Raw genomic sequence first — 24,075 nt, forward strand, 5'->3', positions numbered from 1 at the left:
GTCTGCAGAGTCCCTCCCCGTCGTGTCCCAGCCGAGCCCGGGTGCGCGTGCGCTCCCGGCGACCGGCAGCGACGTCCGTGTCCGGTTCTGTCCCTCGCCCACGGGGACGCCGCACGTCGGCCTCATCCGGACGGCGTTGTTCAACTGGGCGTACGCGCGGCACGTCGGCGGGACCTTCGTGTTCCGCATCGAGGACACGGACGCCGAGCGCGACTCCGAGGACAGCTACCGCCAGGTCCTCGACGCCCTGCGGTGGTTGGGGCTCGACTGGGACGAGGGTGTCGAGGTCGGCGGACCGCACGGCCCGTACCGCCAGTCGCAGCGTGGTGACATCTACCAGGACGTCATCGCGCGGCTCGTCGACGGAGGGTACGCCTACGAGTCCTTCTCGACTCCGGAGGAGACCGAGGCGCGCAACGTCGCCGCCGGCCGGTCCAAGGTCATGGGCTACGACGGCTTCGACCGGGACCTCACCGACGAGCAGAAGGCAGAGTTCCGTGCCCAGGGGCGCGAGCCCGTGCTCCGGCTGCGGATGCCTGACGAGGACGTGACGTTCACCGACCTCGTGCGCGGCGACGTGACCTTCAAGGCGGGGACGGTTCCCGACTACGTCATCGTCCGGGCCAACGGTCAGCCTCTCTACACGCTCGTCAACCCGGTCGACGACGCGCTCATGGAGATCACCCATGTGCTGCGCGGAGAGGACCTCCTCTCGTCTACCCCGCGCCAGGTGGTGCTCTATCAGGCGCTGCTCGAGCTCGGCGTCGCGAAGGTGGTCCCCGCGTTCGGGCACCTGCCGTACGTCATGGGTGAGGGCAACAAGAAGCTCTCGAAGCGGGACCCTGCGTCCAACCTGTTCCTGCACCGCGAGCGAGGGTTCGTCCCCGAGGGCCTCCTCAACTATCTGGCGCTCCTCGGGTGGAGCATCGCTGCGGACAACGACATCTTCACCCTCGACGAGATGGTCGCCGCGTTCGACGTCGCTGACGTCCTGCCCAACCCTGCGCGCTTCGACCTCAAGAAGGCCGAGGCGATCAACGCTACGCACCTGCGTCTGCTCAGCGGCGAGGACTTCCGCAACCGGCTCGTGCCGTACCTGCACGCCGGTGGAGTGCTCCCGGCAGCCGCGTACACGGATCTCGACGACGCGCACCGCCGTCTGCTCGACGCGGGTGCTCCGCTCGTCCAGGAGCGCATGACGCTCCTCGGCGAGGCTCCCGGCATGCTCGGTTTCCTCTTCGCAGCCGACGACGCTGTGGCGTTCGAGGAGGAGGCTCTCGCCTCGCTCCGCGAGGAGGCGCCGGCTGTGCTCGACGCCGCGATCGAGACGCTCGCTGCGCTGGACGACTTCGGTCCGGCTGCCCAGCAGGAGGCGCTCAAGGCGACCCTCGTCGAGGGCCTCGGTATCAAGCCGAAGTTCGCCTTCGCGCCGCTGCGCGTGGCGATCACCGGACGCCGCGTGTCTCCGCCGCTCTTCGAGTCGATGGAGATCCTCGGCAAGGATGCGTCCCTCGTGCGGCTGCGGGCGCTGCGCGCACGCCTGTGACGGCCGAGCAGGTCGGGGCAGCCGTGGTCGGCGGAGATCTCGACGGGGTCCTCTTCGACATCGACGACACTCTCGTCGACACGCGCTCTGCGTTCGGGACCGCGATGGCGACCGTCGCTGCGGTCTACCTGCCGCACGTCCCGGCGCAGCAGTACGCCGAGGTCCTCGCCGTCTGGCGACGCGACGCCGGTGGTCACTACCGTGCGTACACGCGCGGAGACCTCCCGTTCCGTCGCCAGCGGCACCTGCGCGCCAACGAGCTCCAGGAGACCTTCGGAGGACAGCCCGTCGCCGAGGAAAAGTTCGACGCGTGGGACGCGGTCTTCGAGGCGGCTTTCGAGGGTGCCTGGACGCCGCACGACGACGCCCTCGCTGCGATCGACGCCATCGTCGGCGCCGGTGTCGCGGTCGGTGCGCTCTCCAACGCGTCGTCGGGCTACCAGACGCGCAAGCTCGAGTGCGCAGGGCTGGCCCACGTCCCGATGCTCGTCGGGGTCGACACCCTGGGGTTCGGCAAGCCGGACCCGCGCGTGTTCCTCGAGGCGTGCCGGCGGCTCGGCACCGCTCCCTCACGGACGCTCTACGTCGGCGACGAGCTCGACTTCGACGCTCGGGCTGCCCTCGCAGCCGGGCTGCAGGCCGTCTGGATCGACCGTCCGGGGTCCCGGCGTGGCGGCTCGTACATCGAGGACCCGGCCCTGGCGGCGGGGGAGGGGATCCGCGTCGTGACGACGCTGGCGGAGATCGTCCCGCTCGTCGTCGAGCCCTGACCCCGCGGGGTCTGTGCTCAGAGAGCGCTCGAACCGACCGGGTCAGCGCTGCCGTGCGACGAGTGCCGCGATCGACCGGACGGTCGCAGGCATGTCGGCGCCGTCCTTCCACACCATGCGCAGGGACCTCCCGAGCGCGAGGTCCGGGACGTCGATCTGGACGAGCGATCCCCGGACGAGGTCGTCCTCGACCGCGAGCAGGGACAGGACGGTGACCGCGTCCGAGTACTGCACCGTGGTCTTGAGCGCCGACGTCGACCCGAGGTGCGGCAGGTGGCTGGGCAGGAGCGTCCCGGCAGCACGCAGCGCACGTTCGAGGATCTCGCGCGTACCGGACCCGCCCTCGCGGACGACGAGATGCGCTGCGACGAGCTCGGCGAGCGACGCACGACGCCCCCGGCGATGAGCCCACGGATGGTCGGGGCCGACGACCACGACGAGGGAGTCGTGGACGATCGTCCGGCTGCGCAAGCCTCTCCGCACGGAGGTGCCTTCGACGAACCCGAGGTCGGCGTCGCCAGACACGACGAGATCCATGACGTCGTGAGAGTTGCGCACGACGAGCTCGACGTCCACCCGTCCGTGGTCGTGCGTCAGCTGAGCGAGCCATCGCGGCGCCAGGTACTCGGCGATCGTCATGCTCGCGGCGAGCCGGACCCGCGGCGACGGTGCGTCGCGCAGCGCCGTCACACCGCGCTCGAAGCTGTCCGAGGCGTCGAGGACCTCACGGGCCCAGGTCGCGGCGGCCCTGCCGGCGTCGGTGAGGTGGGTCCCGCGGGTGCCGCGAGCGAGCAGCTCGAGGCCGAGCGTCCGTTCGAGGCGCTTCATGCTTGCTGAGGCGCTCGGCTGCGAGAGGCCGAGAGCGCGTGCTGCCCCGCTGATCGAGCCGTGGGCGTCAGCAGCGACGAGGACCTCGAGCGCGGTGAGCGGCGCTCGTGAGCGCCGCGGCAGCAGCGCTGCAGGGTGGCCGACGGCAGGTCCTGAATCCATAGCCTGAGGCTATACCTCCATGCGTATGAACCTGATGTGCTGGCGCCGTTCGGCAGTGCACGGTGGAAGCATGCACACCGTCGAGATCCCGCTCGCCCTCCGCGTCCGTCTCCTTGCCCCCGGCGTGGGACTCGCTCTCGTCGTGAGCGCAGCGAGCCTGGCGTCGTCGGGCCTGGTCGCCAGGAGCGTCGGCGTGGTCGTCTCTCCCCTCGTCGTCGCGATGGTGCTCGGCGCGCTCCTCGGGAGCCTCGGCGCACGGTCTCCGCTCCAGCCGCAGGCGCTGCAACCAGGACTCGACCTCACGGCGCGGACGATCCTCCGCACAGGAGTGGTCCTGCTCGGGCTCGAGCTCTCTCTCGGACAGCTCAGCGCGCTCGGCTGGCGCGGGCTGACCGTCATCGCGATCACGGTCGCCTGCACGTTCAGCGGGACGCTGTTCTTGGGCAGGCTCATGGGCGTCCCGGCGGTGACGCGTCTCTACGTCGCCACCGGGTTCTCCATCTGCGGGGCTGCCGCGATCGCCGCGATGCGGGGGGTCGTCGCCGAGCGACGGCCGGACGGGCTCTCGGAGGAGAGCGGTGAAGACGGTGACCAGCAGGCCCTCGGGACCGCGCTCGCGCTCGTGACCGTGTACGGCTCGATCGCGATCGCGGTCCTGCCCGCGGTCGCGTCGGTGCTGGGGCTCACCGACGCGCAGGCCGGGCTGTGGATCGGTGCGAGCGTCCAGGAGGTCGCACAGGTCGTCGCCGCCGCCGGTGTCGTCTCGGGCGCTGCGCTCGCTGCCGCGACCGTCGCCAAGCTCGCGCGCGTCGTCCTGCTCGCGCCCGTGCTCGCGATGGCCTCGGTCGTGTGGACGGGCACCGTGCACGAGGACCTGGGGACGAGGCGTCCGACGATCGTCCCGGGCTTCGTCCTAGGGTTCCTCGGTGCTGTCGTCCTGCGCTCGACAGGGATGCTCCCGGAGGGTCTCCTGGACGCCACGGGAGTCGTCCGCGACCTGCTCCTCGGCGCAGCGATGTTCGCGCTCGGCACGAACGTCGACGTGGTGCGCCTCGTCCGGACCGGACGGCGGGCTCTGGGGCTGGGTGCGGCAGCCTCGACGCTCTGCGCGGGGGTCGGGCTCGTGGCGACGCTCGCCCTCACCTGAGAGGCTCGGCGCCGCGTCCCCGGTGCCGCGTCCTCGGTGCCGCCTTCTCGGTGTCGCGACGGCTCACGACGTCCGGGTCGTCCGCCAGCACTCGGCGCGGTACGGCAGGCTGATCTCGGTGCGGCCCTCGAGGTCAGGATGGTGGGAGGTGAGCCGGTCGACGTCGTCGAGCAGCAGCCGGCGAGCGGCGGCGGGCAGGGTCAGGACGTAGCTGCGGGAGGCTGCGAGGGTGCGGAGCCCGGAGGGCGTCGTGCGGTCGGTCCAGGGAACGGTGGTGTGCTCTGCGGGCTCGAAGGGCCCGTGCTCCTCGATCGCGAGCCCGGGGCTGTGACTGCTCGGCGGGAGGGTGTCTCCACGGTGGATGATCCGGGCGAGCTCGTCGACCCAGTCGACGGTTTCGTCCCGCACGTTCCACACGAGCCCGAGACGCCCGCCGGGTCGCAGGACGCGGGCGATCTCTGGTGCCGCGGTCTCGGGGGTGAACCAGTGCCACGCCTGGCCGACGACGACCGCGTCGACCGACGCATCGGGCAGGGGGATCGCGTCGGCGAGCCCAGGGAGCGCATGGACGCTCGGCAGCGTGGTGTGAAGCTCGTCACGCATCGCGTCGGACGGCTCGACCGCCGTGACGCGCAGCCCGAGCGCGACGAGGCTGGCCGTGAGCTTCCCCGTCCCGGCGGCGAGGTCGAGCACGTGGGTGCGAGGGTCGGCGTCGTCGGGGAGCAGCCAGGCGACCGCTGACGGTGGGTATCCCGGGCGGGAGAGCGCATAGTCGCTGGCTCCGCGGTCGAACGACCTCGCCCGGTCCCGGAAGGAGGTGGGGTCGAGGCCGGCCTCTGTCGCGGACGAGGGGTCGGTGCTCGGCTCGTTGTCGGTCGTCATCCTCTGACGGTGGCACGCCGTGCTTCGCCAGGTCCAGTGCCGTGGGGCCTGGTTCGCGTGGTCGCGGTTTGGAGGATCGTCCACCGTCGGGTAACGTTTCCGACCGGTGGAGCCCACGGGCGAGCCTCGTATGTACGAGGTTCACACGAGGGGGATACCCAGTGGGGTATGGTGTAATCGGCAACACATCGGTTTCTGGTACCGACATTCTAGGTTCGAGTCCTGGTACCCCAGCAGAGAGCATGCCTGCTCGGCAGTGGCTAGACCACAGCGTCGCATCAGGTAAAGTTCTCACTCGGAAGTTGTACAGCTCGTCGAAACGCGAGCGGTGCAGGTTCATAGGCCCCCATCGTCTAGCGGCCTAGGACGCCGCCCTCTCACGGCGGTAACACGGGTTCAAATCCCGTTGGGGGTACAGCGAAAGACCCGGTCATCTGACCGGGTCTTTTTTGTCGTCTGTCGTCTTCGTCGTCTGTCGTCGTCCGCTCTGCGATGCGCGTCCGGCAGGCGTGCGCTGGTCGGGAGGTTCCCGAGCAGCGCACGCGAAGGTCTACTCGCCCGAGCGGCGCAGCACCTCGGTGAGGCGGTTGGCGGCGGCGACGACGGAGCCAGCGTGCAGGCGGCCGGGCTGACGGCTCAGGCGCTCGACGGGGCCGGAGATCGACACCGCGGCGACGATGCGGCCAGACGGGCCGCGCACGGGCGCGGAGACCGACGCGACACCGACCTCACGCTCGGAGACGGACTGCGCCCATCCGCGGCGACGGACGCCCGAGAGGATCGTGGCCGTGAACTTCGCCCCCTGGAGCCCGCGGTGCAGACGGTCGGGCTCCTCCCAGGCGAGGAGGATCTGTGCAGCCGAACCCGCATGCATCGTCAGCGTCGCACCCACCGGGATCGAGTCGCGCAGGCCCACTGGCCGCTCGGCGGCGGCCACGCAGATACGCTGGTCCCCCTGGCGTCGGTAGAGCTGCGCGCTCTCGCCTGTATGGTCGCGCAGAGCGGTCAGCACAGGGTTGGCGGCAGCGAGGAGCCGGTCCTCTCCAGCGGCCGTCGCCAGCTCGTTGAGGCGTGGGCCGAGAACGAACCGTCCCTGCATGTCGCGCGTGACGAGCCGGTGGTGCTCGAGAGCCACGGCCAGTCGATGGGCCGTCGGGCGGGCCAGGCGAGTTGCTGCGACGAGCTGTGCAAGGGTGGCCGGTCCGGCTTCGAGAGCACCCAAAACGGATGCTGCCTTGTCCAGCACTCCGACTCCGCTAGAATTGTCCATAGGTCGATATTGCAGTCTCGAAGGCTGAGACGCAAATAGGCTCACCGAGAAACACCCCCGAGAGCGCCCGTGGACCCCCTACCGGGTGCACGTGCACGAGAGGAACACGGATGGCCGGCACGCTGGCAGAGAAGGTTTGGGACGCGCACCTGGTGCGCCGAGGGAGCGACGGTTCGCCGGACCTTCTCTACATCGACCTCCACCTCGTCCATGAGGTCACGAGCCCACAGGCCTTCGAGGGCTTGCGGCTGGCGGGCAGGCCTGTGCGCCGTCCTGACCTGACGATCGCGACCGAGGACCACAACACCCCGACGCTCAACATCGACCTGCCGATCGCGGACCTCACGAGCCGCACGCAGATCGACACGCTGCGCAACAACGCCAAGGAGTTCGGCATCCGCCTGCACTCGCTCGGTGACGCTGACCAGGGGATCGTCCACGTCGTCGGTCCGCAGCTCGGTCTGACGATGCCGGGCCTCACCGTCGTCTGCGGCGACTCGCACACGTCGACCCACGGTGCGTTCGGCGCGCTCGCCTTCGGTATCGGGACCAGCGAGGTGGAGCACGTCCTCGCCACCCAGACGCTCCCGCTGCAGCCGTTCAAGACGATGGCGATCACGGTCGACGGAGCCCTCCCCGAGGGCAGCACCGCGAAGGACATCATCCTCGCGGTCATCGCCAAGATCGGCACCGGCGGTGGGCAGGGCTACGTCCTCGAGTACCGCGGCGAAGCGATCCGCGCGCTCTCGATGGAAGGCCGGATGACGATCTGCAACATGTCGATCGAAGCCGGTGCGCGAGCGGGCATGATCGCGCCTGACGACACCACCTTCGAGTACCTCGCTGGACGGCCGCACGCTCCTGAAGGAGCCGACTGGGACGCCGCCGTCGAGTACTGGCGCACGCTGCGCTCTGACGACGACGCGGTCTTCGACACCGAGGTCGTCCTTGCCGCCACCGACCTCGAGCCCTTCGTCACCTGGGGGACCAACCCCGGTCAGGGCCTGCCGCTCTCGGCCGACGTCCCGGTACCGGCCGAGATCGCCGACGAGAACGAGCGCGTCTCCGCCGAGCGGGCCATCGAGTACATGGGCCTCAACCCGGGCACGCCACTGCGTGACATCGCGGTCGACACCGTCTTCATCGGCTCGTGCACGAACGGGCGTATCGAAGACCTGCGGGCTGTCGCCGAGATCGTCGAGGGGCGGACGAAGGCCGACACGCTGCGCGTCCTCGTGGTCCCCGGCTCGGCTCGCGTCCGCCTGCAGGCCGAGGCCGAGGGGCTCGACAAGATCTTCCTCGACTTCGGTGCCGAGTGGCGCAACGCCGGGTGCTCGATGTGTCTCGGCATGAACCCGGACCAGCTGGCACCCGGGGAGCGGAGCGCATCCACGTCGAACCGCAACTTCGAGGGCCGGCAGGGCAAGGGCGGACGGACCCACCTCGTCTCGCCTCTCGTCGCCGCAGCGACCGCGATCCGCGGGACCCTCTCGTCGCCTGCCGACCTCGCGAAGGACGCGGCCGACGCCGACGCCCTCCTGCCCGCCTGATCGCCGACCGCACACACGTCCTGGAGTCATCCCTCATGGAGAAGTTCACCACCCACACCGGGGTCGGGGTGCCGCTGCGCCGCGGCAACGTCGACACCGACCAGATCATCCCCGCCGTCTACCTCAAGCGCGTCACCCGGACGGGCTTCGAAGACGCGCTCTTCGCCGCATGGCGAGGGGACCCGGCATTCATCCTCAACCAGCCCGCGTACTCGAGCGGCTCTGTCCTCGTGGCCGGTCCCGACTTCGGCACAGGCTCGTCCCGCGAGCACGCGGTCTGGGCGCTCAAGGACTACGGCTTCAAGGTCGTCCTCTCGTCGCGGTTCGCTGACATCTTCCGCGGCAACTCCGGCAAGCAGGGACTGCTCGCCGCCCAGGTCGCCCAGGAGGACATCGAGCTCCTCTGGAAGATCCTCGAGAACACCCCGGGCACCGAGGTCACCGTGAACCTCGTGGACCGCACCGCGAGCGCCGACGACGTCGTCGTCCCCATCCACCTGGACGACTACACGCGCTGGCGCCTCATGGAGGGCCTCGACGACATCGGTCTGACTCTCCAGCACGCCGACGAGATCACCGAGTTCGAGACGACCCGTGCGCAGTGGCGGCCCACGACGCTCCCCGCGAAGCACCTGGCACCCGTCGAGATCGTTGCAGCACGGCCGGTCTGACGTATCGTTTGCTCCGCCTGCCGCGAGGTCATCTGAGGAATAGGTGACCTCGCGGTCGCGTTCCAGGCGTGAAGACACGGTGCGCATCCGCACATCGAATAGGTCCGGACCCCATCGATAGGCGACGATAACGTCATGACTGATCTGCTCTACGTCGACGGCGGCAACCCGTTGAACGGAACCATCACCGTCCGCGGCGCCAAAAACTTCGTCTCGAAGGCGATGGTCGCCTGCCTGTTGGGCGACGGGCCGAGCGAGCTGCGCAACGTCCCTGAGATCCGCGACGTGAACGTCGTGTCAGGGCTGCTGGAGCTCCACGGCGTGTCTGTCGACTACGACGCGCCCGCCGGGGTCTTGCGCATGGACCCGAGCAACGTCGAGCTGGCGCACGTCGCCGACATCGACGCGCACGCGGGCTCCAGCCGCATCCCGATCCTCTTCTGCGGCCCGCTGCTCCACCGCCTGGGCGAGGCCTTCATCCCAGACCTCGGCGGCTGTCGTATCGGCGACCGCCCCATCAACTTCCACCTGGACATCCTGCGTCAGTTCGGCGCCCAGGTGGACAAGCGCGAGCAGGGGATCTACCTCACCGCTCCGAACGGTCTGCGCGGGACGAAGATCACGCTCCCGTACCCGAGCGTCGGCGCCACCGAGCAGCTCCTGCTCACGGCCGTGCGGGCGGAGGGCATCACCGAGCTCTCGAACGCGGCGATCGAGCCTGAGATCATGGACCTCATCAACGTCTTGCAGAAGATGGGTGCCATCATCTCGGTCGACACCGACCGGGTCATCCGGATCGAGGGCGTCGCGCGCCTCTCTGGCTACCGTCACACCGCTCTCGGGGACCGGATCGAGGCCTCCTCGTGGGGTTCTGCCGCGCTCGCGACCGGCGGCGACATCTTCGTCAAGGGCGCGACGCAGCCAGAGATGACCGCCTTCCTCAACACGTTCCGCAAGGTCGGGGGCGAGTTCGAGGTGCACGACGACGGCATCCGGTTCTTCCACCCGGGCGGTGAGCTGAAGTCGATCGTCCTCGAGACCGACGTGCACCCCGGGTTCATGACCGACTGGCAGCAGCCGCTCGTCGTCGCGCTCACCCAGGCGACAGGTCTGTCGATCGTCCACGAGACGGTCTACGAGAACAGGTTCGGTTTCACGGACGCGCTCGTCGGGATGGGAGCGACGATCCAGGTGTACCGCGACTGCCTCGGTGGGCGTCCGTGCCGGTTCGGTCAGCGCAACTTCTACCACTCGGCCGTCATCTCTGGCCCCACACCCCTCTCCGCCGCCGAGATCGAGGTCCCGGACCTCCGCGGGGGGTTCAGCCACCTCATCGCAGCTCTCGCAGCCAAGGGCACCTCGACGGTCAAGGGGATCCAGCTCATCGACCGCGGCTACGAGCGGTTCGCCGAAAAGCTCGAGGCTCTCGGTGCGGAGTTCAGCCGCAGCTGATCCTGCGCAGGCGTCTCCGGCCTCGTCGTGCCCACCTCGGGCAGGAGGCGTCTGCGCGCGCGGTAGCCTATCCCGGTGACAACTGAGGGAACGATGCCGACCGGCGCCGGAAAGAACCTGACCTACCGCACAGTCGCGGGGGTCATCAAGCCTTTCCTCTGGGCGGTGGCGAAGCGGGACTGGCGAGGAGTCGAGAACTTCCCGACGTCCGGCGGGTTCATCGTCGCGGCGAACCACATGACGAATCTCGACCCGTTGACGTTCGCACAGTTCGTCTATGACACGGCGCGTGCCCCGCGGATCCTCGCCAAGGCGTCGCTGTGGAAGATCCCCGTCCTGAGATGGGTGCTCGACAGCACCGGGATGATCCCGGTGCACCGCAACACGGTCGGAGCAGCCTCGTCGCTCGCTGATGCTGTCCGTGCGCTGGAGCTCGGTGAGTGTGTCGCCGTGTTCCCCGAAGGCACGCTCACGCGAGACCCGAACCTGTGGCCGATGACCGGCAAGACGGGGGCCGCACGTCTCGCCCTCTCGAGCGGTGTCCCCGTCATCCCCGTGGCGCAGTGGGGACCGCAGGACATCCTCGGTCAGTACTCGAAGCGTCTGCGACCGTTCCCGCGCAAGCGCGTGACCATCCGTGCTGGTCGACCTGTCGACCTGAGCGACCTGCTCGGCCGGCCGCAGGACACTTCGGTGCTGCGCGAGGCCACCGAGCGCATCATGGTCGCGATCACGGAGCTCCTCGAGGAGATCCGCGGCGAGAGCGCCCCGGAGGTTCGGTTCGACATGCGCCGCACGGCTGTCGCTGGCGAGCAGGTCGAGGCCGTCGCCGACGCCGGCGACGCGCCCGCCGTCCTTGATGTCGACGGCGACGCTGCGGCTGACACCGACACCGAGAGGCCGACCCAGTGATCGGCGCGGTCCTCGGCACAGGCGCGTGGGGCACGACGTTCGCGCAGGTCCTCGCCGACGCAGGGTGCACCGTGCGGCTCTGGGGGCGTGATGCCGGAGTCGCTGCGCGCATCACGACCGACCACGTCAACGACAAGTACCTCCCGGGGATCGTCCTGCCCGACGCGATCACGGCCACCACAGACGTTCGGGAGGCCCTCGACGGCGTCGACCTCGTCGTCGTGGCCATCCCGTCGCAGAGCGCCCGCGCGACCCTCGAGCCGCTGCGTGACCTCGTCCCCGACCACGCTGTCGTCGTCTCGCTCATGAAGGGCGTCGAGCTGAGCACAGACCGACGGATGAGCGAGGTCGTCGCGCACGCGCTCGGTATCGACGACAGTCGCGTGGCGGTCGTCTCGGGTCCCAACCTCGCTGGAGAGATCGCGCTGCGGCAGCCGACGGCGACGGTCGTCTCGTCGATCGATCCTCAGACGGCGGCTCTCGTCGCCCAGGCCTGCTCGTCTGGCTACTTCCGTCCCTACACGAACTCCGACGTCGTCGGGGTCGAGCTCTGCGGGGCCGTCAAGAACGTCATCGCTCTCGCGGTGGGCATGGCCCAGGGGCGTGGCTTCGGCTTCAACACGACCGCGACGGTCATCACCCGCGGGCTCGCGGAGATCGCGCGGCTCGGGCTCGCGCTCGGAGCAGACGCTGAGACCTTCCAAGGCATGGCCGGCATGGGCGACCTCATGGCGACGTGCGCCTCGCCGAACTCGCGCAACCACACGCTCGGAAAGCACGTCGGCCAGGGCATGACTCTCGACGACGCGATCGTGGCTACCGGCGGGACGGCCGAGGGCGTGAAGTCGTGCCGCTCTGTCCTCGAGCTCGCACGGTCGGTCGGTGTCGAGATGCCGATCACCGCCGCCGTGGTCGCGGTGCTGCACGAGGGGCTGCCGGTCGTCGAGATGGCGCGGGGGCTCCTCGCCAGGCCGCAGAAGGCCGAAGGACTCTAGCCGGTCAGGACGAGGTCTCGTCGGCGACGTCGACGACCACGCGGACCGGAGACTCCAGGAGGTACACCCGGAACGGGTGTCCCGGGCTCTCGAGGCCGATGAACGCGTCCGTGAGCCCCTCGAAGACGCTCCACCCCCGTGCCTCGGTGACCGTGACGGTTCCGGCACCGGTAACCGGCCCCGAGCTCTCGAAGGGTTCTGCGCCGCTGTCCATGGGATAGGCGCTCCCGCTGATGAGCACCTTGAGGGTGCCGTCGCCCGCGAGGTCGATGACGGTCCCGCTGCCGTCCTGGATGGCCTCGTCGACGTACTGGACCGTCCATCCGGGCGTGCCTGTCCCACCCATCTCGTACACGACCCTGTCGAAGCCGTCGTGCCGTCCGATCCTGACGTCGGTCACGGTGAGCATGGCGTCTTGCGACGGGTCGGCGGTGTCCGGTGATGTGTCGGCGGGGAACGCCGGAGCGTCCGCGGTGCTCGCGTCGTCCGGTGTCTCGGTCGAGAGCACAGTCGGCTCGGAGGTCTCGGACGGGGAGACGGTGGCCTCGTCGGGCGAGGTCGTCGAGCTGGAGACCACGGGCACCGGTTCGTCGCTCGAGCACGCTGCGAGCGACGAACCGCTGACCGTGGCGGCGACAAGTGCTGCGAGCGCAGGTCGCATCGGATGCCGTCGCGAGCCTGGTGCGCCTGTCGATGCTCGTGCCTTCATGGTGCCTCCGCTCGTCTCGTCGCCCCCTGCGGACGTCGCTCTCTCGAGACTACGGCGATGGCCGCGAGCCGGGGTCGCGGATGAGTCTCGAACCGAGAACGATCGCGCAGCGGTCGCGCGTCAGGCGTCAGGCGTCGTCTCGGCGGAGGTCTGCGGGGTCTGGGTCGAGCGCACCAGTGCCTGGTCGAGGTCTGCCCACAGGTCGTCGATGTCCTCCACCCCGACGCTGAGGCGGACGAGGTCCTCGGGAACGGTGAGGGACTCGGTCGCGAACCGTCGCCGCCGCTCTAGGCTGGACTCGACGCCGCCGAGGCTCGTGGCGGGCACCCACAGGTGGACGGCCTGGACGACTGCGTCGGCCGCCTCGCGCCCGCCGTGCGGCCGGAGCCCGATGATGGCGCCGAAGCCGTCCATCGTGCGTGCTGCGACCTCGTGCCCCGGGTCGTCGGGCAGGCTCGGGTGCCGGACCTCGGCGACCGCTGGGTGGGCGGCGAGCCGGCGGGCGATCTCCGCAGCGTTGGACTGCGCGCGCTCCACCCGCAGCGCGAGGGTCCGCAGTCCGCGGAGCGCGAGCCACACCTCCCACGGGCCGGCGATCGCGCCGTGCAGCGTCCGGTACGCGCGCAGGAGGCTGGTGAGGTGGGCTGAGCTGGAGACCGCGATCCCGAGCACCACGTCGGAGTGCCCCGCGAGGTACTTTGTCACGGAGTGGACGACGACGTCCGCGCCGGCCTCGAGCGGCCGCTGCACGAGCGGCGTAGCGAAGGTGTTGTCGACAGCGACCAGCGCGCCGGCTGCGTGGGCGGCGTCGATGAGCGCAGGCAGGTCTGCCACCTCGAGCATCGGGTTCGTCGGGGACTCGATCCAGACGAGGTCAGCGCCCTCGAGCTGGGCGATGGTCGCGGCCGTGTCGGCGACGTCGACACGGACGACTGTGACGCCGTGCCGCGCGGCGAGGTCGTCAGCGAAACCGAGCGTCACCTGGTACGCGTGCCGTGGCACGACGAGACGCCCACCGTCGGGGACGAAAGACATGACTGCAGCGATCGCGGCCATGCCCGACCCGAACACGACGCCGCTCTCCGACGCCGACTCGAGGGCGGCGACGGCGTCCTCGAAGGGAGCCCAGGTCTCGGTGTCGATCCGGGTGTAGAGCTTCTCGCCGGGGCCGGGGGTACCTTCCGAGTGGTAGGTCGAGGAGAGCACCACAGGTGGGTTCACCGGAGCGCCCTGGGTACGAGCAGGGCGGCCGGCGGTGACGGCGAGCGTCGCTCGCGTGAGGTCGGCGACTGTTCCGGTGGTGTCGGCCGTGTCGCCGTGGGATGCGTTCTTCATGGCGCCGAGCCTATTCCCCGACTCCGGTAAAGTCTCACCCGATGTCTACCGAGCCCGCGCCCCAGCCGCACGCTGACCCCGACCACGGCGCCCCACGCCTCGTCCGCACGACGAAGCCGAGGGTGGTCCTGCTCTTCGGTGGCCGCTCCGGCGAGCACGTCATCTCCTGCGCCACGGCTGCCGGAGTGATGCGTGCGATCGATCGTGACCGCTTCGACGTGATCCCGGTCGGGATCACCCGTCGTGGGAAGTGGGTGCTGGCTGCCGACGACCCTGAAGGATGGGAGATCCGAGAGGGGCACCTCCCTGAGGTGGCGGAGGCCGACAACGAGGTGATCCTTCCGCTGTCCCTCGACCAGAACGCGCTCCGGGTCCTCGAGCCCGGGAGCCTGCCGAGCGTCCTGGGACAGGTCGACGTCGTCTTCCCGCTCCTGCACGGGCCGTTCGGCGAGGACGGGACAGTCCAGGGAATGCTCGAGATGGTCGATGTCCGGTACGTCGGAGCAGGCGTCCTCGCATCGGCTGTCGGCATGGACAAGCACTTCATGAAGCTCGTGCTCGCAGGGCAGGGGCTGCCGGTCTCCCCGTTCACGGTCATCCGGGCGGGGGAGTGGGAAGGCCGTGAGCAGGAGTGGACGGACGCGGTCGCGGACCTCGGCCTCCCGGTGTTCGTCAAGCCGGCGCGTGCAGGATCGAGCCTCGGGATCTCCAAGGTGACCGACCTCGCTGACCTGCCGGCCGCGATCGCGGAAGCCCAGCGTCACGACCCCAAGGTCATCGTCGAGGCAGGCGTCGTCGGTCGTGAGATCGAGTGCGCCGTGCTCGGCGGACGGGCGGGCCAGCGGGCCCGAGCCTCGCTGCCGGGGGAGATCGAGGTCACAGACGCCGCCCACGGCTTCTACGACTTCGAGGCCAAGTACCTCAGCGAGCAGAGCGTCGTCCTCACGTGCCCTGCGGACCTTCCGCAGGAGACGATCGACGCCGTGCGTGACATCGCGGTACGAACCTTCGAAGCCGTCGCAGGCGAGGGGTTGTCACGCGTCGACGTGTTCGTCACCGGGACGGGGGACGTCGTCGTCAACGAGATCAACACGATGCCTGGATTCACCCCGTTCTCGATGTACCCCAGGATGTGGGAGGCGACGGGGCTGAGCTATCCGGACCTCATCACCGAGCTGCTGGAGCTCGCCCTCGAGCGGTCGACCGGTCTGCGCTGACCTGTCGTCGGTCGTCGACCAGACGCCTGCCGCACGAGCAGGTCAGAGGCACGTGCGGGTTGTCTCGACCTGGCTGATGGCACCTGCGAGGTCGATGAGCGCCGCGGTCGGCTGACCCAGGCCGAGGGCGGTGGGGACCTGGACAGCCACGGCCGGGTCGCGACCGAAGCTCACGTAGGTCCAGCCGTTGTCGTCCTTCGTGGTGATCCAGTCGAACGTCTGCTCGACTCCTCCGGAGACCACCTGGATCGACTCGCACTCTTCCGTCGTCGGTGGGGGGACCTCGACACCACAGGTCAGGGTGATCGCTGCGCCGGCCTCGCCCCACGCGGCCGTGGCTTGTCCGGTCGCACGCACCTTCGGCTGCCCGAGCACCGTCTCCGGGACGGCGAGCACGACCCGCGCGCACAGCGGGTCGCCTGCAGCGTCGGCCGCCGTGACGTTGATGGTCGGCACGCACCCTGAGACGACGAGCGCGGTGGTTGCGGCGAGCACGCCGACGCGCCACGTGGCCGGCCTGCCTGACGAGGGCGAGGCGACAGACGGCGGGACGGGGGCATGACGAGACCGGCGGAGGAGCACGTGCCCAGACTATCGTCGGTGGCGGTCGTCGTCGGTCGCCGCCGCGAGACGTAAGGTGGCGGCGTGACCGACCCACTCCTCGTCGCCGACCTGTCCGAGTCGCAGCTTCTCTCGCGCATCTTCCCGCTCCTCCCGCACGGTCAGGCGACGATCGTCGGTCCCGGCGACGACGCTGCTGTGGTGCGTGCCCCCGACGGGAGGTTCGTCGTCTCGACGGACGTGCTCGTCGAGAACCACCACTTCCGGCGGGCATGGTCGTCGGGCTACGACGTCGGGTGGCGTGCTGCGATGCAGAACCTCGCCGACTGCGCAGCGATGGGCGCCAGGACCACGTCGCTCGTCGTCGCGCTCGTCATCCCGCCGTCCCTCGAGGTCGAGTGGGTCACCGACCTTGCTCGCGGGCTGGCGGACGCGTGCGCTCTCCACGGAGCCGCTGTCGTCGGCGGCGACCTGTCCGGCGGAGAGAACGTCGTCGTGGCCGTGACGGTCCATGGCGACCTCGAGGGCCGAGGCCCGGTGCTCCGGTCGGGAGCGCGCCCTGGTGACGTCCTCGCGCACGCCGGCGTGCTCGGCAGGTCAGCCGCAGGCCTCGCGCTGCTCGAGGCAGATCGCAGCGCAGTCTCGCCGGGTCTTGTCGAGAGCTTTCTTCGACCTGCTCCACCTCTCGACTCTGGCGTGGACGCTGCGGTCGCCGGCGCGACGGCCATGCTCGACGTCTCTGACGGCCTGCTCCGCGACGCCGGGCGGATCGCTGCCGCGAGCGGAGTGGTCCTCGACCTCGAGGACCCGTACGTCGTCCTTGCTGGAGACGTCGCTGCTCTGCAGCCCGCCTGCGAGGAGCTCGGGACGGACCCGCTGTCCTGGCTGCTCACCGGAGGCGAGGACCACGGGATGCTCGCGACGTTCCCCGAGGGAGTGCAGCTGCCGCAGGGTTTCCGTGCGATCGGTCGCGTGAAAGGCACGGTCGTCGAGACCAGCGACCGTCAGACGTGGACGGGGTCGATCCCTGAGTCACCGATGACCGTCATGGTCTGCGGTGCGGCGCCCACGGTCGACGGACCCGGCTGGGACCATTTCGCAGGCTGACGGTGCACCGGCAGCCTGCGAAATGGTCAGGCGCGGCGGTATCGAACCTCGGTGAACCGTTCGCCACCGAGCTCTTCGAGCTTTTCGACGCCGTCGGCCGCGAATCCGTGACGACGGTAGAAGTGCTGGGCACGCTCGTTGTCGGCGAGCACCCACAGCGACAGCGGGACGCCGTCAGGGAGCTCCGCGATCACCGTGCGCATGAGCTCACGAGCCACGCCGCGGCCCCAGGCTTCGGGGTCGAGGTAGATCGAGTACAGCTCTTGGTCACCGGGCTCGGCGTCCTCGTCGCGCGACAGCCCGGTGCTCGCGAAGCCGACCGTTCGCCGGTCGACCTCGGCGATCCATGTCCGTGAGCCGTCTCCCGTGAGGATCTCGGTCCAGCGGTTCTTGCGAAACTCTTCGTCCAGCGATGCGAGGTACGTCGCAGGGACGATCCCTGCGTATGCCTCACGCCACGAGGCGACATGGATCCGTGCGATGGTTTCCGCGTCGCTCACGGCTGCGGGGCGGATCGTCACGTCATCGAGTTGGTCGACCATGGGAGCAAGCCTGCCACGTGTGGGGCGTCAGGCCAACAGATGGCGCACAAACGTCGAAGCCCCGCCGGACCAGAGGTCCGGCGGGGCTTCGACGCGAGCAGTCCTGACGGAGTGCTCAGACGTTACGGGTGACCTTTCCTGCCTTGAGGCAGGAGGTGCACACGTTGAGGCGCTTGGGTGCACCGTTGACGATTGCGCGAACGCGCTGGATGTTGGGGTTCCAGCGGCGCTTCGTGCGCACGTGCGAGTGCGAGATGCTGTGCCCGAAGCTCGGGCCCTTTGCGCAGACGTCGCAGTTGGCAGCCACGGTCTCTCCTGATCGTCATGCACGCCGCGAGGCGGCGAATTCAATGGTCTGTGGGCTGCGGAGCGCCGCTGCACCGCACATGAAAGAACCATGGTGGTAGTGCTCAGGACGATCCGCCGGTGCTCGAGTACTTCCGGGCAACCTAGATAGGGTAGCCGGTTCTGGGCGCCAGACTCAAGTTGCGCTCTCGCAGCCACCCCGCCGACGAGCACGATCGAGGCAGGAGAACATTGTGCGGACCGCGTCTGGTCGGATCTGCGCGATCATATGACGTTGGGCGAAGGACATCCGGACCACAGACGAGGAGACGTGCGTGGCAGACCTCGGCACAGCACATGACGTGCTGAGCGCCTCCGCGCTCCGGTCGTGGGTGCAGCACGCGACCGAGCTGCTCACGCTCGCACGCCCGGTGATCGACCAGGCCAACGTCTTCCCGGTCGCCGATGCTGACACCGGGACCAACCTGTGCCTCACGCTCGGTCAGGGGAGGGCGAGCGTCGACGCGCTCGCCACCGGAGCAGGGATCGACGAGGTGCTGGACGCGTTGGCCGAAGGAGCTCTGCTCGGTGCGCGCGGCAACTCCGGCGTCATCCTCAGCGAGTACCTGCGGGGCTTTGCTGCAGGCGCGCGGGGTGCGCGCTCGCTGTCCGCTGCCGCGGTCGTCGTCGCAGCGCTGAGCGACGCCGCGCGCTGCGCCCATGCCGCGGTCGGCGACCCGTGCCAGGGCACGATCCTCTCCGCAGCAGCCGGTGCGTCGGAGGCGGCGCAGGCTGCTCTCGCTGACGGGGCGGACCTCGCCCGGGTCGTCCAGCTCGCTCGCGACGGCGCGTTCGACGCCCTCAGGCGCAGCGCCGACGACCTCGACGTGCTCCGCGCGGCGGGCGTGCTCGACGCCGGTGCGTACGGGCTCGTGCTCATCCTCGACGCGTTGGCCAGAGCGCTGTGCGGGGACGTGTCGGCGGTCCACGGCACGATCGTTCCCATGACTGTCCTGACGACGCTGAGCGTCGACCCGACCGCCACCCGTGACGGTCTCGTCTCGGCGACCTGCGCCCACGAGCCCGGTGCGCACGACCGTCTCGACGGTGAGTTCGAGGTCATGTACGTCGTGGAGCACAGCACGCTCGACCCCGACGACGGAGAGTGCGGGATCGCCAGGGTGGCTGGCCAGCTCCGTGAGCAGCTCCAGGAGGTCGGGAGCTCGGTCGCGGTCGTCGGCGGCGCGACCAGGCCGGTCACGGGCGGACCCGGTAGCGGAGCCCGGGGGGACGACGAGCGGTCGCACGGGCTCTGGCAGGTGCACGTCCATACCGACCGCCCGCTCGAGGCGCTGCGCGTGGGCCGCCCGTGGACCTGTCGCCAGATCGTCGTGCGGAGCCTCGAGCAGCAGGTCTTTCGTGCTGCGGACGAGCGGGAGGCCTGCGCCGTGCCCGCGCGGACCGGCCTCGTGGCGTGCACCACGTCACCCGCGCTCGTGACCGAGCTCGCACGCGCCGGTGCGGTCGTCGTCCTCCGAGCAGCATCTCCAGTCGCCGCGAGCGACGTGCTCCGCGCAGCCGAGGAGACCGGAGCGCAGGAGGTCTTCCTTCTCCCGGCGGACGCCGCGACCGGTGAGGCAGCCGCCGACTGGGTGTCTCACGACGGCGGCGCGCCGCACGACGCGCACGTGCAGGTCCTGGCCAGCACGAGCGACCTGCACGTGGTCGCTGCGGTCGCGTGCTGGGCAGCCCTCGCGCCCGGCTCGGACCCTGGTGAGGTCGTCGACGCGCTCCGTGCGACGCTGGCGTCGGTCCGGGTGGTGACGGTCCCGGACGGTGCCGGTGGCGCCGTGGCCGATGCCCTGGACCGGCTGCTGGGGTCGGGGCACGAGCCTGCGACCGTCCTCACCGTCCTCGTCGACGACCTGGTCCCAGAGGAGGTCGTCCTAGACATCGAGCGCGCTGCGGCCCGTCTGAGCCCGGGGACCGAGGTCGTCACGCTGGCGTCCGGACGGCCGTCCGGCGCCGTGGTCCTGGGAGCGGAGTGAGATGACCGAGACGACCGACGCACCGTGGGACGCAGCGCCCGTCGCCCGGATGCACGAGCCGCTCGCGGCCGTGCTGGGTGCACGGTCCGCGGGCCCGCTGACGAAGATGGGCCTGCGGACCGTCGAAGACCTCCTGCGGCACTATCCTCGGCGCTACGGAGAGCCGGGGCGGATGACCGACATGACAGGGCTCGTCGTCGGTGAGCACGTCACCGTCGTCGCGCAGGTCGTCACGGCGACGGTACGACACATGCGCTCCCGTGGCGGGGCGATGCTCCAGGCCGTCGTCACGGACGGGACCCAGCGCCTCGGGCTGACGTTCTTCGCGAAGCGACCCGGGTCCCTGCGCGTGCACGAGGACCGGCTGCGGCCCGGGCGGACCGGGCTGTTCACCGGGGTGGTCTCGGAGTACCGCGGTGAACGACAGCTCACGCACCCGGACTACCTCGTCGTGGGAGTGGACGCCGACGACGAGGCGGCCGCGCTCGTCGAGGCAGGTCGCCCCATCGCCATCTACCCGTCGAGCGCAGCCGCGCCGACGTGGCGCATCGAGCGGTGCGTGCGGACGGTGCTCGGTCCTCTGTCGCCTGACGACGTCCCTGACCCGCTCCCGCTCCAGGTCCGGGAGCACCGCGCTCTCGTCGGCCTCCACCAGGCGCTCGTCGACGTCCACGAGCCCCACGACGACGCGCAGTGGCAGCGCGGGCGCGACCGGCTGCGGTACGAGGAAGCGTTCGTCCTGCAGGTCGCGTTGGCCCGTCGGCGCTCGCAGGTGGCGCACCTCGAGGCCGTCGCCCGCCCGCTCCGCCCTGCCCTCGGAGCGGGGTCCGGCGGTGGCCGTGCCAGCCTCCTCGCAGACTTCGACGTGCTGCTCCCGTTCGAGCTCACGGAGGGCCAACGGGTCGTCGGCGAGGAGATCGCGGACGAGCTCGCACGCGACCGGCCGATGCAGCGGCTCCTCCAGGGCGAGGTCGGCTCGGGCAAGACCGTCGTGGCGCTCAGGGCCATGCTCCAGGTCGTCGACGCGGGGGGTCAGGCTGCGCTGCTCGCACCGACCGAGGTGCTCGCAGGTCAGCATGCGCGTACCGTGCGCGCGCTCCTCGCAGACCTTGCGGACGGAGGGTTCCTCGGCGGAGCGGAGCACGGCACACGTGTGGCGCTGCTCACAGGATCCCAGAGTGCTGCCGACCGCAAGCGCAACCTTCTCGACGCAGCGAGCGGCGCGGCCGGCATCGTCGTGGGAACGCACGCTCTCCTGGGCGAGAACGTCCAGTTCGCCGACCTCGGTCTCGTCGTCGTCGACGAGCAGCATCGTTTTGGCGTCGAGCAGCGGGACGCGCTGCGGACCAAAGCCGATCGTGTACCGCACCTGCTCGTCATGACGGCGACGCCGATCCCGCGCACGGTGGCGATGACGGTGTTCGGCGACCTCGAGGTGTCGACGCTCCGGGAGATCCCGGCAGGCAGGTCTCCGATCACCACGCACGTGGTCCCGGCCAGCAACGCTGCCTGGACGGCACGGACGTGGGCCAGGGTCCGTGAGGAGGTCGCCGCGGGACGGGGGGCCTATGTCGTGTGCCCACGCATCTCGGCGACGGAGACGGAGTCTGACTCCGATGCCAGCACCGCGGCTGCGCCGATCCTGGACGGCGAACCCCCGCGTCGTCCGTTGCGCGCGGTCCTCGAGGTCGTCGACGAGCTCCGTGCCCTGCCCGCGCTGGCAGGCGTGCGGATCGGGATCCTCCACGGGCAGATGGCCGCGGCCGAGAAAGAGTCCGCCATGGCGGCGTTCACCGCTGGCGACATCGACCTCCTCGTCTCGACGACCGTCATCGAGGTCGGGGTCGACGTGCCTCGCGCCACGGCGATGGTGGTCCTCGACGCGGACCGCTTCGGCATCTCCCAGCTGCACCAGCTGCGCGGGCGCGTCGGGCGAGGAACCGAACCAGGCATCTGCCTGCTCGTCACCGACGCCTCTCCAGACTCGCCAGCGGGCGCACGGCTCGCCACCGTCGCCAGCACGACGGACGGGTTCGAGCTCGCGGCTGCCGACCTCGAGATGCGCAGCGAGGGAGACGTGCTCGGGGCAGCGCAGTCGGGCCGCGCCAGCTCGCTCCGGCTCCTGCGGGTCGTCCGGGACGCCGACGTCATCGCGGACGCGCGAGCGGACGCCGAGGCGATCGTGGCAGAAGACCCCGAGCTGGGCCCGTGGCCGGCCCTGCGGGCCGAGATCGCCGAGCGGCTCGCGGGCGACCGCGAGGAATTCCTCGACCGTGCGTAGCCCGGCTTAGGCTGGGCACGTGACGAGGATCGTGGCAGGACGAGCGGGCGGCCGCACCCTGGCCGTCCCACCCAAGGGGACGCGCCCGACGAGCGACCGGGTGCGGGAGGCGGTGTTCTCCCGGCTCGAGCACTACGACGCGATCGACGGCGCACGGGTCCTCGACCTGTACGCCGGGTCGGGGGCGCTCGGCCTCGAGGCCGCCAGCCGGGGCGCCACCGAGGTGGTCCTCGTCGAGATGTCGAAGCAGGCCGCCCAGGTCTGTGCGGCGAACGTCGCTTCCCTGGGCCTCGACGGTGTGCGCGTCGTGACAGACAAGGCGCTGAAGGTCGCCGCAGCGCCGCCGGCCGCGGGCTGGGACCTCGTCTTCCTCGACCCGCCGTACGAGGTGAGCGACGCCGACGTCGCCGAGGTGCTCGCAGCCCTCGAGCCGCACGTCTCTGCACGGTGCGTGATCGTCGTGGAGCGCTCGTCTCGCTCGGCTGAGCCGCAGTGGCCGGCGTCGTGGAACCTCATCGCCGCGAAGACGTACGGGGACACGGTCGTCCACTACGCCGAGGTCACCCCTCTCGAGGAGACCAGCGCCCCTGCCGGCGGGGACGACAACGATGCCGACCCGGCCTGCTCCGGTGGTGAACGTGGACTACCGTGAGCGCGTGACAACAGCTGTCTGCCCCGGTTCGTTCGACCCGATCACCCTCGGCCACCTCGACATCATCGCTCGTGCGAGCCGACTGTTCGACGAGGTGGTCGTCGGGGTCGCTCAGAACTCGACGAAGGCCGCGTTGCTCGACGCTCAGCAGCGGGTCGATCTCGCACGCGACGCGCTCGCGCACCTCGACGGCGTCCGTGTCGAGGTGGTGCCCGGGCTGCTCGTGGACTTCTGCAGCGCGGTCGGCGCCGAGGTCGTCGTCAAGGGCCTCCGAGGCGGTGCGGACTTCGACGCGGAGCTGCCCATGGCCTTGATGAACCGGCACCTCGTCGGCGTCGAGACCGTCTTCATGACCGGCGACCCGGCGCTCGTGCACGTCGCGTCGTCGTTGGTCAAGGACGTCGCGCGCTTCGGCGGGAGCATCGCCGATCTCGTGCCGGACGGCGTTGCCTCCGCCGTCCACGAGGCTCTGGGTGGCACCGTTGCGCGTGGACGCACTTCGGCGAGCAAGGAGCAGCATGAGTAGCCACGACGAGAACGAGACCTATGTGGAGGGTGAGCACCTCGGTGTCCCGACGCTGCTGGACGCCCTGACCGACGTCATCGAGCGTGCGCGGTCGATGCCGATGTCGTCGTCTGTCCTCGTGAACCGCAACGAGGCGCTCGATCTCATCGACGAGCTCCGCGACGCGCTGCCGACTCAGCTCACGCGAGCCGACGAGGTCCTCTCGGACGCTGACGAGGTGCTGGCCGAGGCGCAGTCCGAGTCGGAGAACCTCATCGCGACCGCGCGGGCGCGCGCTGACGAGCTCATCCGTACCGAGCAGGTCGTCGTCCGGGCCGAGGCGCACGCGCGGGAGATCGTCGCGCACGCGGAGGCCACGGCGGCAACCTTGCGTCACGAGGCGGACGACTACTGCGACCGTCGTCTGGCCGAGTTCGAGATCGACCTCGGCAAGATCCTCGCGCAGGTGCACTCCGGACGGGTCAAGCTGGCTGAACGGCTGGGCGAGTCCGAGGAGGGCCTTCCGGCGCACGACGACGACCGTTGAGAGCCGTGTCGTAGGTCTCCCGCTCGTGGTTCCGATGTAGCCACGCGATGAAGTAGCATTGCCTGTTGGTCCTGCCACTCACGGCTCCGACTGAGAACACA

23 protein-coding genes and 2 tRNA genes are annotated in these 24,075 nt (G+C 70.1%); 17 read left to right on the forward strand and 8 right to left on the reverse strand.

Features of this window, described 5'->3' with window-relative positions:
- The first annotated feature begins 22 nt into the window (after positions 1 to 22).
- The gene (gene gltX / locus ATL42_RS02665) at positions 23 to 1,546 is read left to right on the forward strand and encodes a glutamate--tRNA ligase (protein ID WP_098456275.1); all 1,524 of its coding nucleotides are present in this window, start codon (positions 23 to 25) and stop codon (positions 1,544 to 1,546) included.
- Positions 1,543 to 2,316 (forward strand): HAD family hydrolase, encoded by a 774-nt coding sequence (locus ATL42_RS02670; protein WP_245862035.1) that lies wholly within the window; start codon positions 1,543 to 1,545, stop codon positions 2,314 to 2,316. The genes gltX and ATL42_RS02670 overlap by 4 nt, the downstream gene beginning before the upstream one ends.
- A gap of 42 nt (positions 2,317 to 2,358) precedes the next feature.
- Here the strand turns inward: ATL42_RS02670 and ATL42_RS02675 are convergent, their stop codons facing one another.
- A complete protein-coding gene (locus tag ATL42_RS02675) occupies positions 2,359 to 3,306 on the reverse strand; it encodes a LysR family transcriptional regulator (protein ID WP_098454029.1) in 948 nt (315 codons plus the stop codon).
- A 70-nt stretch (positions 3,307 to 3,376) separates the two neighbouring features.
- Here ATL42_RS02675 and ATL42_RS02680 point away from each other — a divergent pair, with 70 nt between their 5' ends.
- Entirely contained in the window at positions 3,377 to 4,453 is a 1,077-nt protein-coding gene (locus tag ATL42_RS02680; protein ID WP_098454030.1) for a YeiH family protein, read from the forward strand.
- A gap of 63 nt (positions 4,454 to 4,516) precedes the next feature.
- Here ATL42_RS02680 and ATL42_RS02685 read toward each other — a convergent pair whose 3' ends face one another.
- Entirely contained in the window at positions 4,517 to 5,335 is an 819-nt protein-coding gene (locus tag ATL42_RS02685) for a class I SAM-dependent methyltransferase (protein WP_098454031.1), read from the reverse strand.
- Positions 5,336 to 5,497: 162 nt separating this feature from the next.
- On the opposite strand from ATL42_RS02685, the gene ATL42_RS02690 reads away from it, so the two are divergent.
- Both ATL42_RS02690 and ATL42_RS02695 read left to right on the forward strand, forming a co-directional pair.
- A tRNA-Gln gene (locus tag ATL42_RS02690) sits at positions 5,498 to 5,569 on the forward strand.
- Positions 5,570 to 5,677: 108 nt separating this feature from the next.
- A tRNA-Glu gene (locus tag ATL42_RS02695) sits at positions 5,678 to 5,750 on the forward strand.
- A 135-nt stretch (positions 5,751 to 5,885) separates the two neighbouring features.
- Here ATL42_RS02695 and ATL42_RS02700 read toward each other — a convergent pair.
- The gene (locus ATL42_RS02700; RefSeq protein ID WP_012866122.1) at positions 5,886 to 6,605 is read right to left on the reverse strand and encodes an IclR family transcriptional regulator; all 720 of its coding nucleotides are present in this window, start codon (positions 6,603 to 6,605) and stop codon (positions 5,886 to 5,888) included.
- 110 nt (positions 6,606 to 6,715) lie between these two features.
- Between ATL42_RS02700 and leuC the strand changes: the two genes are divergently transcribed.
- The 5 genes from leuC (at position 6,716) to ATL42_RS02725 (ending at position 12,185) form a co-directional block, all read left to right on the forward strand.
- Positions 6,716 to 8,155 (forward strand): 3-isopropylmalate dehydratase large subunit, encoded by a 1,440-nt coding sequence (leuC, locus tag ATL42_RS02705; RefSeq protein ID WP_098454032.1) that lies wholly within the window; start codon positions 6,716 to 6,718, stop codon positions 8,153 to 8,155.
- Between the two features lie 35 nt (positions 8,156 to 8,190).
- On the forward strand, positions 8,191 to 8,826 hold the full coding sequence (leuD, locus tag ATL42_RS02710) for a 3-isopropylmalate dehydratase small subunit (RefSeq protein WP_098454033.1): 636 nt from the start codon (positions 8,191 to 8,193) through the stop codon (positions 8,824 to 8,826).
- 135 nt (positions 8,827 to 8,961) lie between these two features.
- Positions 8,962 to 10,278 carry a UDP-N-acetylglucosamine 1-carboxyvinyltransferase gene (gene murA, locus ATL42_RS02715; RefSeq protein ID WP_098454034.1) on the forward strand — a complete coding sequence of 439 codons (1,317 nt, stop codon included), beginning with the start codon at positions 8,962 to 8,964 and terminating at the stop codon, positions 10,276 to 10,278.
- A 75-nt stretch (positions 10,279 to 10,353) separates the two neighbouring features.
- On the forward strand, positions 10,354 to 11,190 hold the full coding sequence (locus tag ATL42_RS02720; protein WP_342748088.1) for a lysophospholipid acyltransferase family protein: 837 nt from the start codon (positions 10,354 to 10,356) through the stop codon (positions 11,188 to 11,190).
- Complete coding sequence (locus tag ATL42_RS02725; RefSeq protein WP_098454036.1) at positions 11,187 to 12,185, forward strand: NAD(P)H-dependent glycerol-3-phosphate dehydrogenase; 999 nt, start codon at positions 11,187 to 11,189, stop codon at positions 12,183 to 12,185. The genes ATL42_RS02720 and ATL42_RS02725 overlap by 4 nt, the downstream gene beginning before the upstream one ends.
- 4 nt (positions 12,186 to 12,189) lie before the next feature.
- Here the strand turns inward: ATL42_RS02725 and ATL42_RS02730 are convergent, their stop codons facing one another.
- Together ATL42_RS02730 and ATL42_RS02735 are read right to left on the reverse strand one after the other, a co-directional pair.
- A complete protein-coding gene (locus ATL42_RS02730; protein WP_211281768.1) occupies positions 12,190 to 12,894 on the reverse strand; it encodes an AMIN-like domain-containing (lipo)protein in 705 nt (234 codons plus the stop codon).
- A gap of 120 nt (positions 12,895 to 13,014) precedes the next feature.
- Complete coding sequence (locus ATL42_RS02735; protein ID WP_098454038.1) at positions 13,015 to 14,229, reverse strand: trans-sulfuration enzyme family protein; 1,215 nt, start codon at positions 14,227 to 14,229, stop codon at positions 13,015 to 13,017.
- Between the two features lie 41 nt (positions 14,230 to 14,270).
- Here ATL42_RS02735 and ATL42_RS02740 point away from each other — a divergent pair, with 41 nt between their 5' ends.
- Positions 14,271 to 15,446, forward strand: a complete 1,176-nt coding sequence (locus tag ATL42_RS02740; protein WP_098454039.1) for a D-alanine--D-alanine ligase family protein — start codon at positions 14,271 to 14,273, stop codon at positions 15,444 to 15,446.
- A 42-nt stretch (positions 15,447 to 15,488) separates the two neighbouring features.
- Here the strand turns inward: ATL42_RS02740 and ATL42_RS02745 are convergent, their stop codons facing one another.
- Positions 15,489 to 16,028, reverse strand: a complete 540-nt coding sequence (locus ATL42_RS02745; protein ID WP_245862038.1) for a DUF3515 family protein — start codon at positions 16,026 to 16,028, stop codon at positions 15,489 to 15,491.
- Positions 16,029 to 16,091: 63 nt separating this feature from the next.
- Here ATL42_RS02745 and ATL42_RS02750 point away from each other — a divergent pair, with 63 nt between their 5' ends.
- Complete coding sequence (locus tag ATL42_RS02750; RefSeq protein ID WP_098454040.1) at positions 16,092 to 17,114, forward strand: thiamine-phosphate kinase; 1,023 nt, start codon at positions 16,092 to 16,094, stop codon at positions 17,112 to 17,114.
- 26 nt (positions 17,115 to 17,140) lie between these two features.
- Here ATL42_RS02750 and ATL42_RS02755 read toward each other — a convergent pair whose 3' ends face one another.
- Both ATL42_RS02755 and rpmB read right to left on the reverse strand, forming a co-directional pair.
- Positions 17,141 to 17,656 carry a GNAT family N-acetyltransferase gene (locus ATL42_RS02755; RefSeq protein ID WP_098454041.1) on the reverse strand — a complete coding sequence of 172 codons (516 nt, stop codon included), beginning with the start codon at positions 17,654 to 17,656 and terminating at the stop codon, positions 17,141 to 17,143.
- 115 nt (positions 17,657 to 17,771) lie between these two features.
- On the reverse strand, positions 17,772 to 17,963 hold the full coding sequence (gene rpmB, locus ATL42_RS02760; RefSeq protein ID WP_098454042.1) for a 50S ribosomal protein L28: 192 nt from the start codon (positions 17,961 to 17,963) through the stop codon (positions 17,772 to 17,774).
- 313 nt (positions 17,964 to 18,276) lie between these two features.
- On the opposite strand from rpmB, the gene ATL42_RS02765 reads away from it, so the two are divergent.
- From ATL42_RS02765 to ATL42_RS16545, 5 genes are read left to right on the forward strand one after another with little or no spacing between them, the layout of a single operon-like run.
- Positions 18,277 to 19,989: a DAK2 domain-containing protein gene (locus ATL42_RS02765; RefSeq protein ID WP_098454043.1), complete on the forward strand. Its 1,713-nt coding sequence runs from the start codon at positions 18,277 to 18,279 to the stop codon at positions 19,987 to 19,989.
- Between the two features lies 1 nt (position 19,990).
- The gene (locus ATL42_RS02770; RefSeq protein ID WP_245862042.1) at positions 19,991 to 22,270 is read left to right on the forward strand and encodes an ATP-dependent DNA helicase RecG; all 2,280 of its coding nucleotides are present in this window, start codon (positions 19,991 to 19,993) and stop codon (positions 22,268 to 22,270) included.
- 19 nt (positions 22,271 to 22,289) lie between these two features.
- Positions 22,290 to 22,922: a 16S rRNA (guanine(966)-N(2))-methyltransferase RsmD gene (gene rsmD / locus ATL42_RS02775; protein ID WP_098454044.1), complete on the forward strand. Its 633-nt coding sequence runs from the start codon at positions 22,290 to 22,292 to the stop codon at positions 22,920 to 22,922.
- A 4-nt stretch (positions 22,923 to 22,926) separates the two neighbouring features.
- Complete coding sequence (gene coaD, locus ATL42_RS02780) at positions 22,927 to 23,448, forward strand: pantetheine-phosphate adenylyltransferase (RefSeq protein WP_098456279.1); 522 nt, start codon at positions 22,927 to 22,929, stop codon at positions 23,446 to 23,448.
- Positions 23,441 to 23,974: an ATP synthase subunit B family protein gene (locus ATL42_RS16545; RefSeq protein WP_098454045.1), complete on the forward strand. Its 534-nt coding sequence runs from the start codon at positions 23,441 to 23,443 to the stop codon at positions 23,972 to 23,974. The genes coaD and ATL42_RS16545 overlap by 8 nt, the downstream gene beginning before the upstream one ends.
- Positions 23,975 to 24,075: the final 101 nt, after the last annotated feature.

Source organism: Sanguibacter antarcticus, from assembly GCF_002564005.1.
GTDB lineage: Bacteria > Actinomycetota > Actinomycetes > Actinomycetales > Cellulomonadaceae > Sanguibacter > Sanguibacter antarcticus.

What these genes read in the sequence shown, in the direction of transcription:
- leuD (WP_098454033.1), top strand. Translation starts at nt 8,191, where the DNA reads ATGGAGAAGTTCACCACCCACACCGGGGTCGGGGTGCCGCTGCGCCGC.
- ATL42_RS02675 (WP_098454029.1), bottom strand. Translation starts at nt 3,306, where the DNA reads ATGGATTCAGGACCTGCCGTCGGCCACCCTGCAGCGCTGCTGCCGCGG.
- ATL42_RS02740 (WP_098454039.1), top strand. Translation starts at nt 14,271, where the DNA reads ATGTCTACCGAGCCCGCGCCCCAGCCGCACGCTGACCCCGACCACGGC.
- ATL42_RS02770 (WP_245862042.1), top strand. Translation starts at nt 19,991, where the DNA reads ATGACCGAGACGACCGACGCACCGTGGGACGCAGCGCCCGTCGCCCGG.
- ATL42_RS02755 (WP_098454041.1), bottom strand. Translation starts at nt 17,656, where the DNA reads ATGGTCGACCAACTCGATGACGTGACGATCCGCCCCGCAGCCGTGAGC.
- leuC (WP_098454032.1), top strand. Translation starts at nt 6,716, where the DNA reads ATGGCCGGCACGCTGGCAGAGAAGGTTTGGGACGCGCACCTGGTGCGC.
- ATL42_RS02680 (WP_098454030.1), top strand. Translation starts at nt 3,377, where the DNA reads ATGCACACCGTCGAGATCCCGCTCGCCCTCCGCGTCCGTCTCCTTGCC.
- ATL42_RS16545 (WP_098454045.1), top strand. Translation starts at nt 23,441, where the DNA reads ATGAGTAGCCACGACGAGAACGAGACCTATGTGGAGGGTGAGCACCTC.
- ATL42_RS02700 (WP_012866122.1), bottom strand. Translation starts at nt 6,605, where the DNA reads ATGGACAATTCTAGCGGAGTCGGAGTGCTGGACAAGGCAGCATCCGTT.
- ATL42_RS02730 (WP_211281768.1), bottom strand. Translation starts at nt 12,894, where the DNA reads ATGAAGGCACGAGCATCGACAGGCGCACCAGGCTCGCGACGGCATCCG.
- ATL42_RS02685 (WP_098454031.1), bottom strand. Translation starts at nt 5,335, where the DNA reads ATGACGACCGACAACGAGCCGAGCACCGACCCCTCGTCCGCGACAGAG.
- murA (WP_098454034.1), top strand. Translation starts at nt 8,962, where the DNA reads ATGACTGATCTGCTCTACGTCGACGGCGGCAACCCGTTGAACGGAACC.
- ATL42_RS02735 (WP_098454038.1), bottom strand. Translation starts at nt 14,229, where the DNA reads ATGAAGAACGCATCCCACGGCGACACGGCCGACACCACCGGAACAGTC.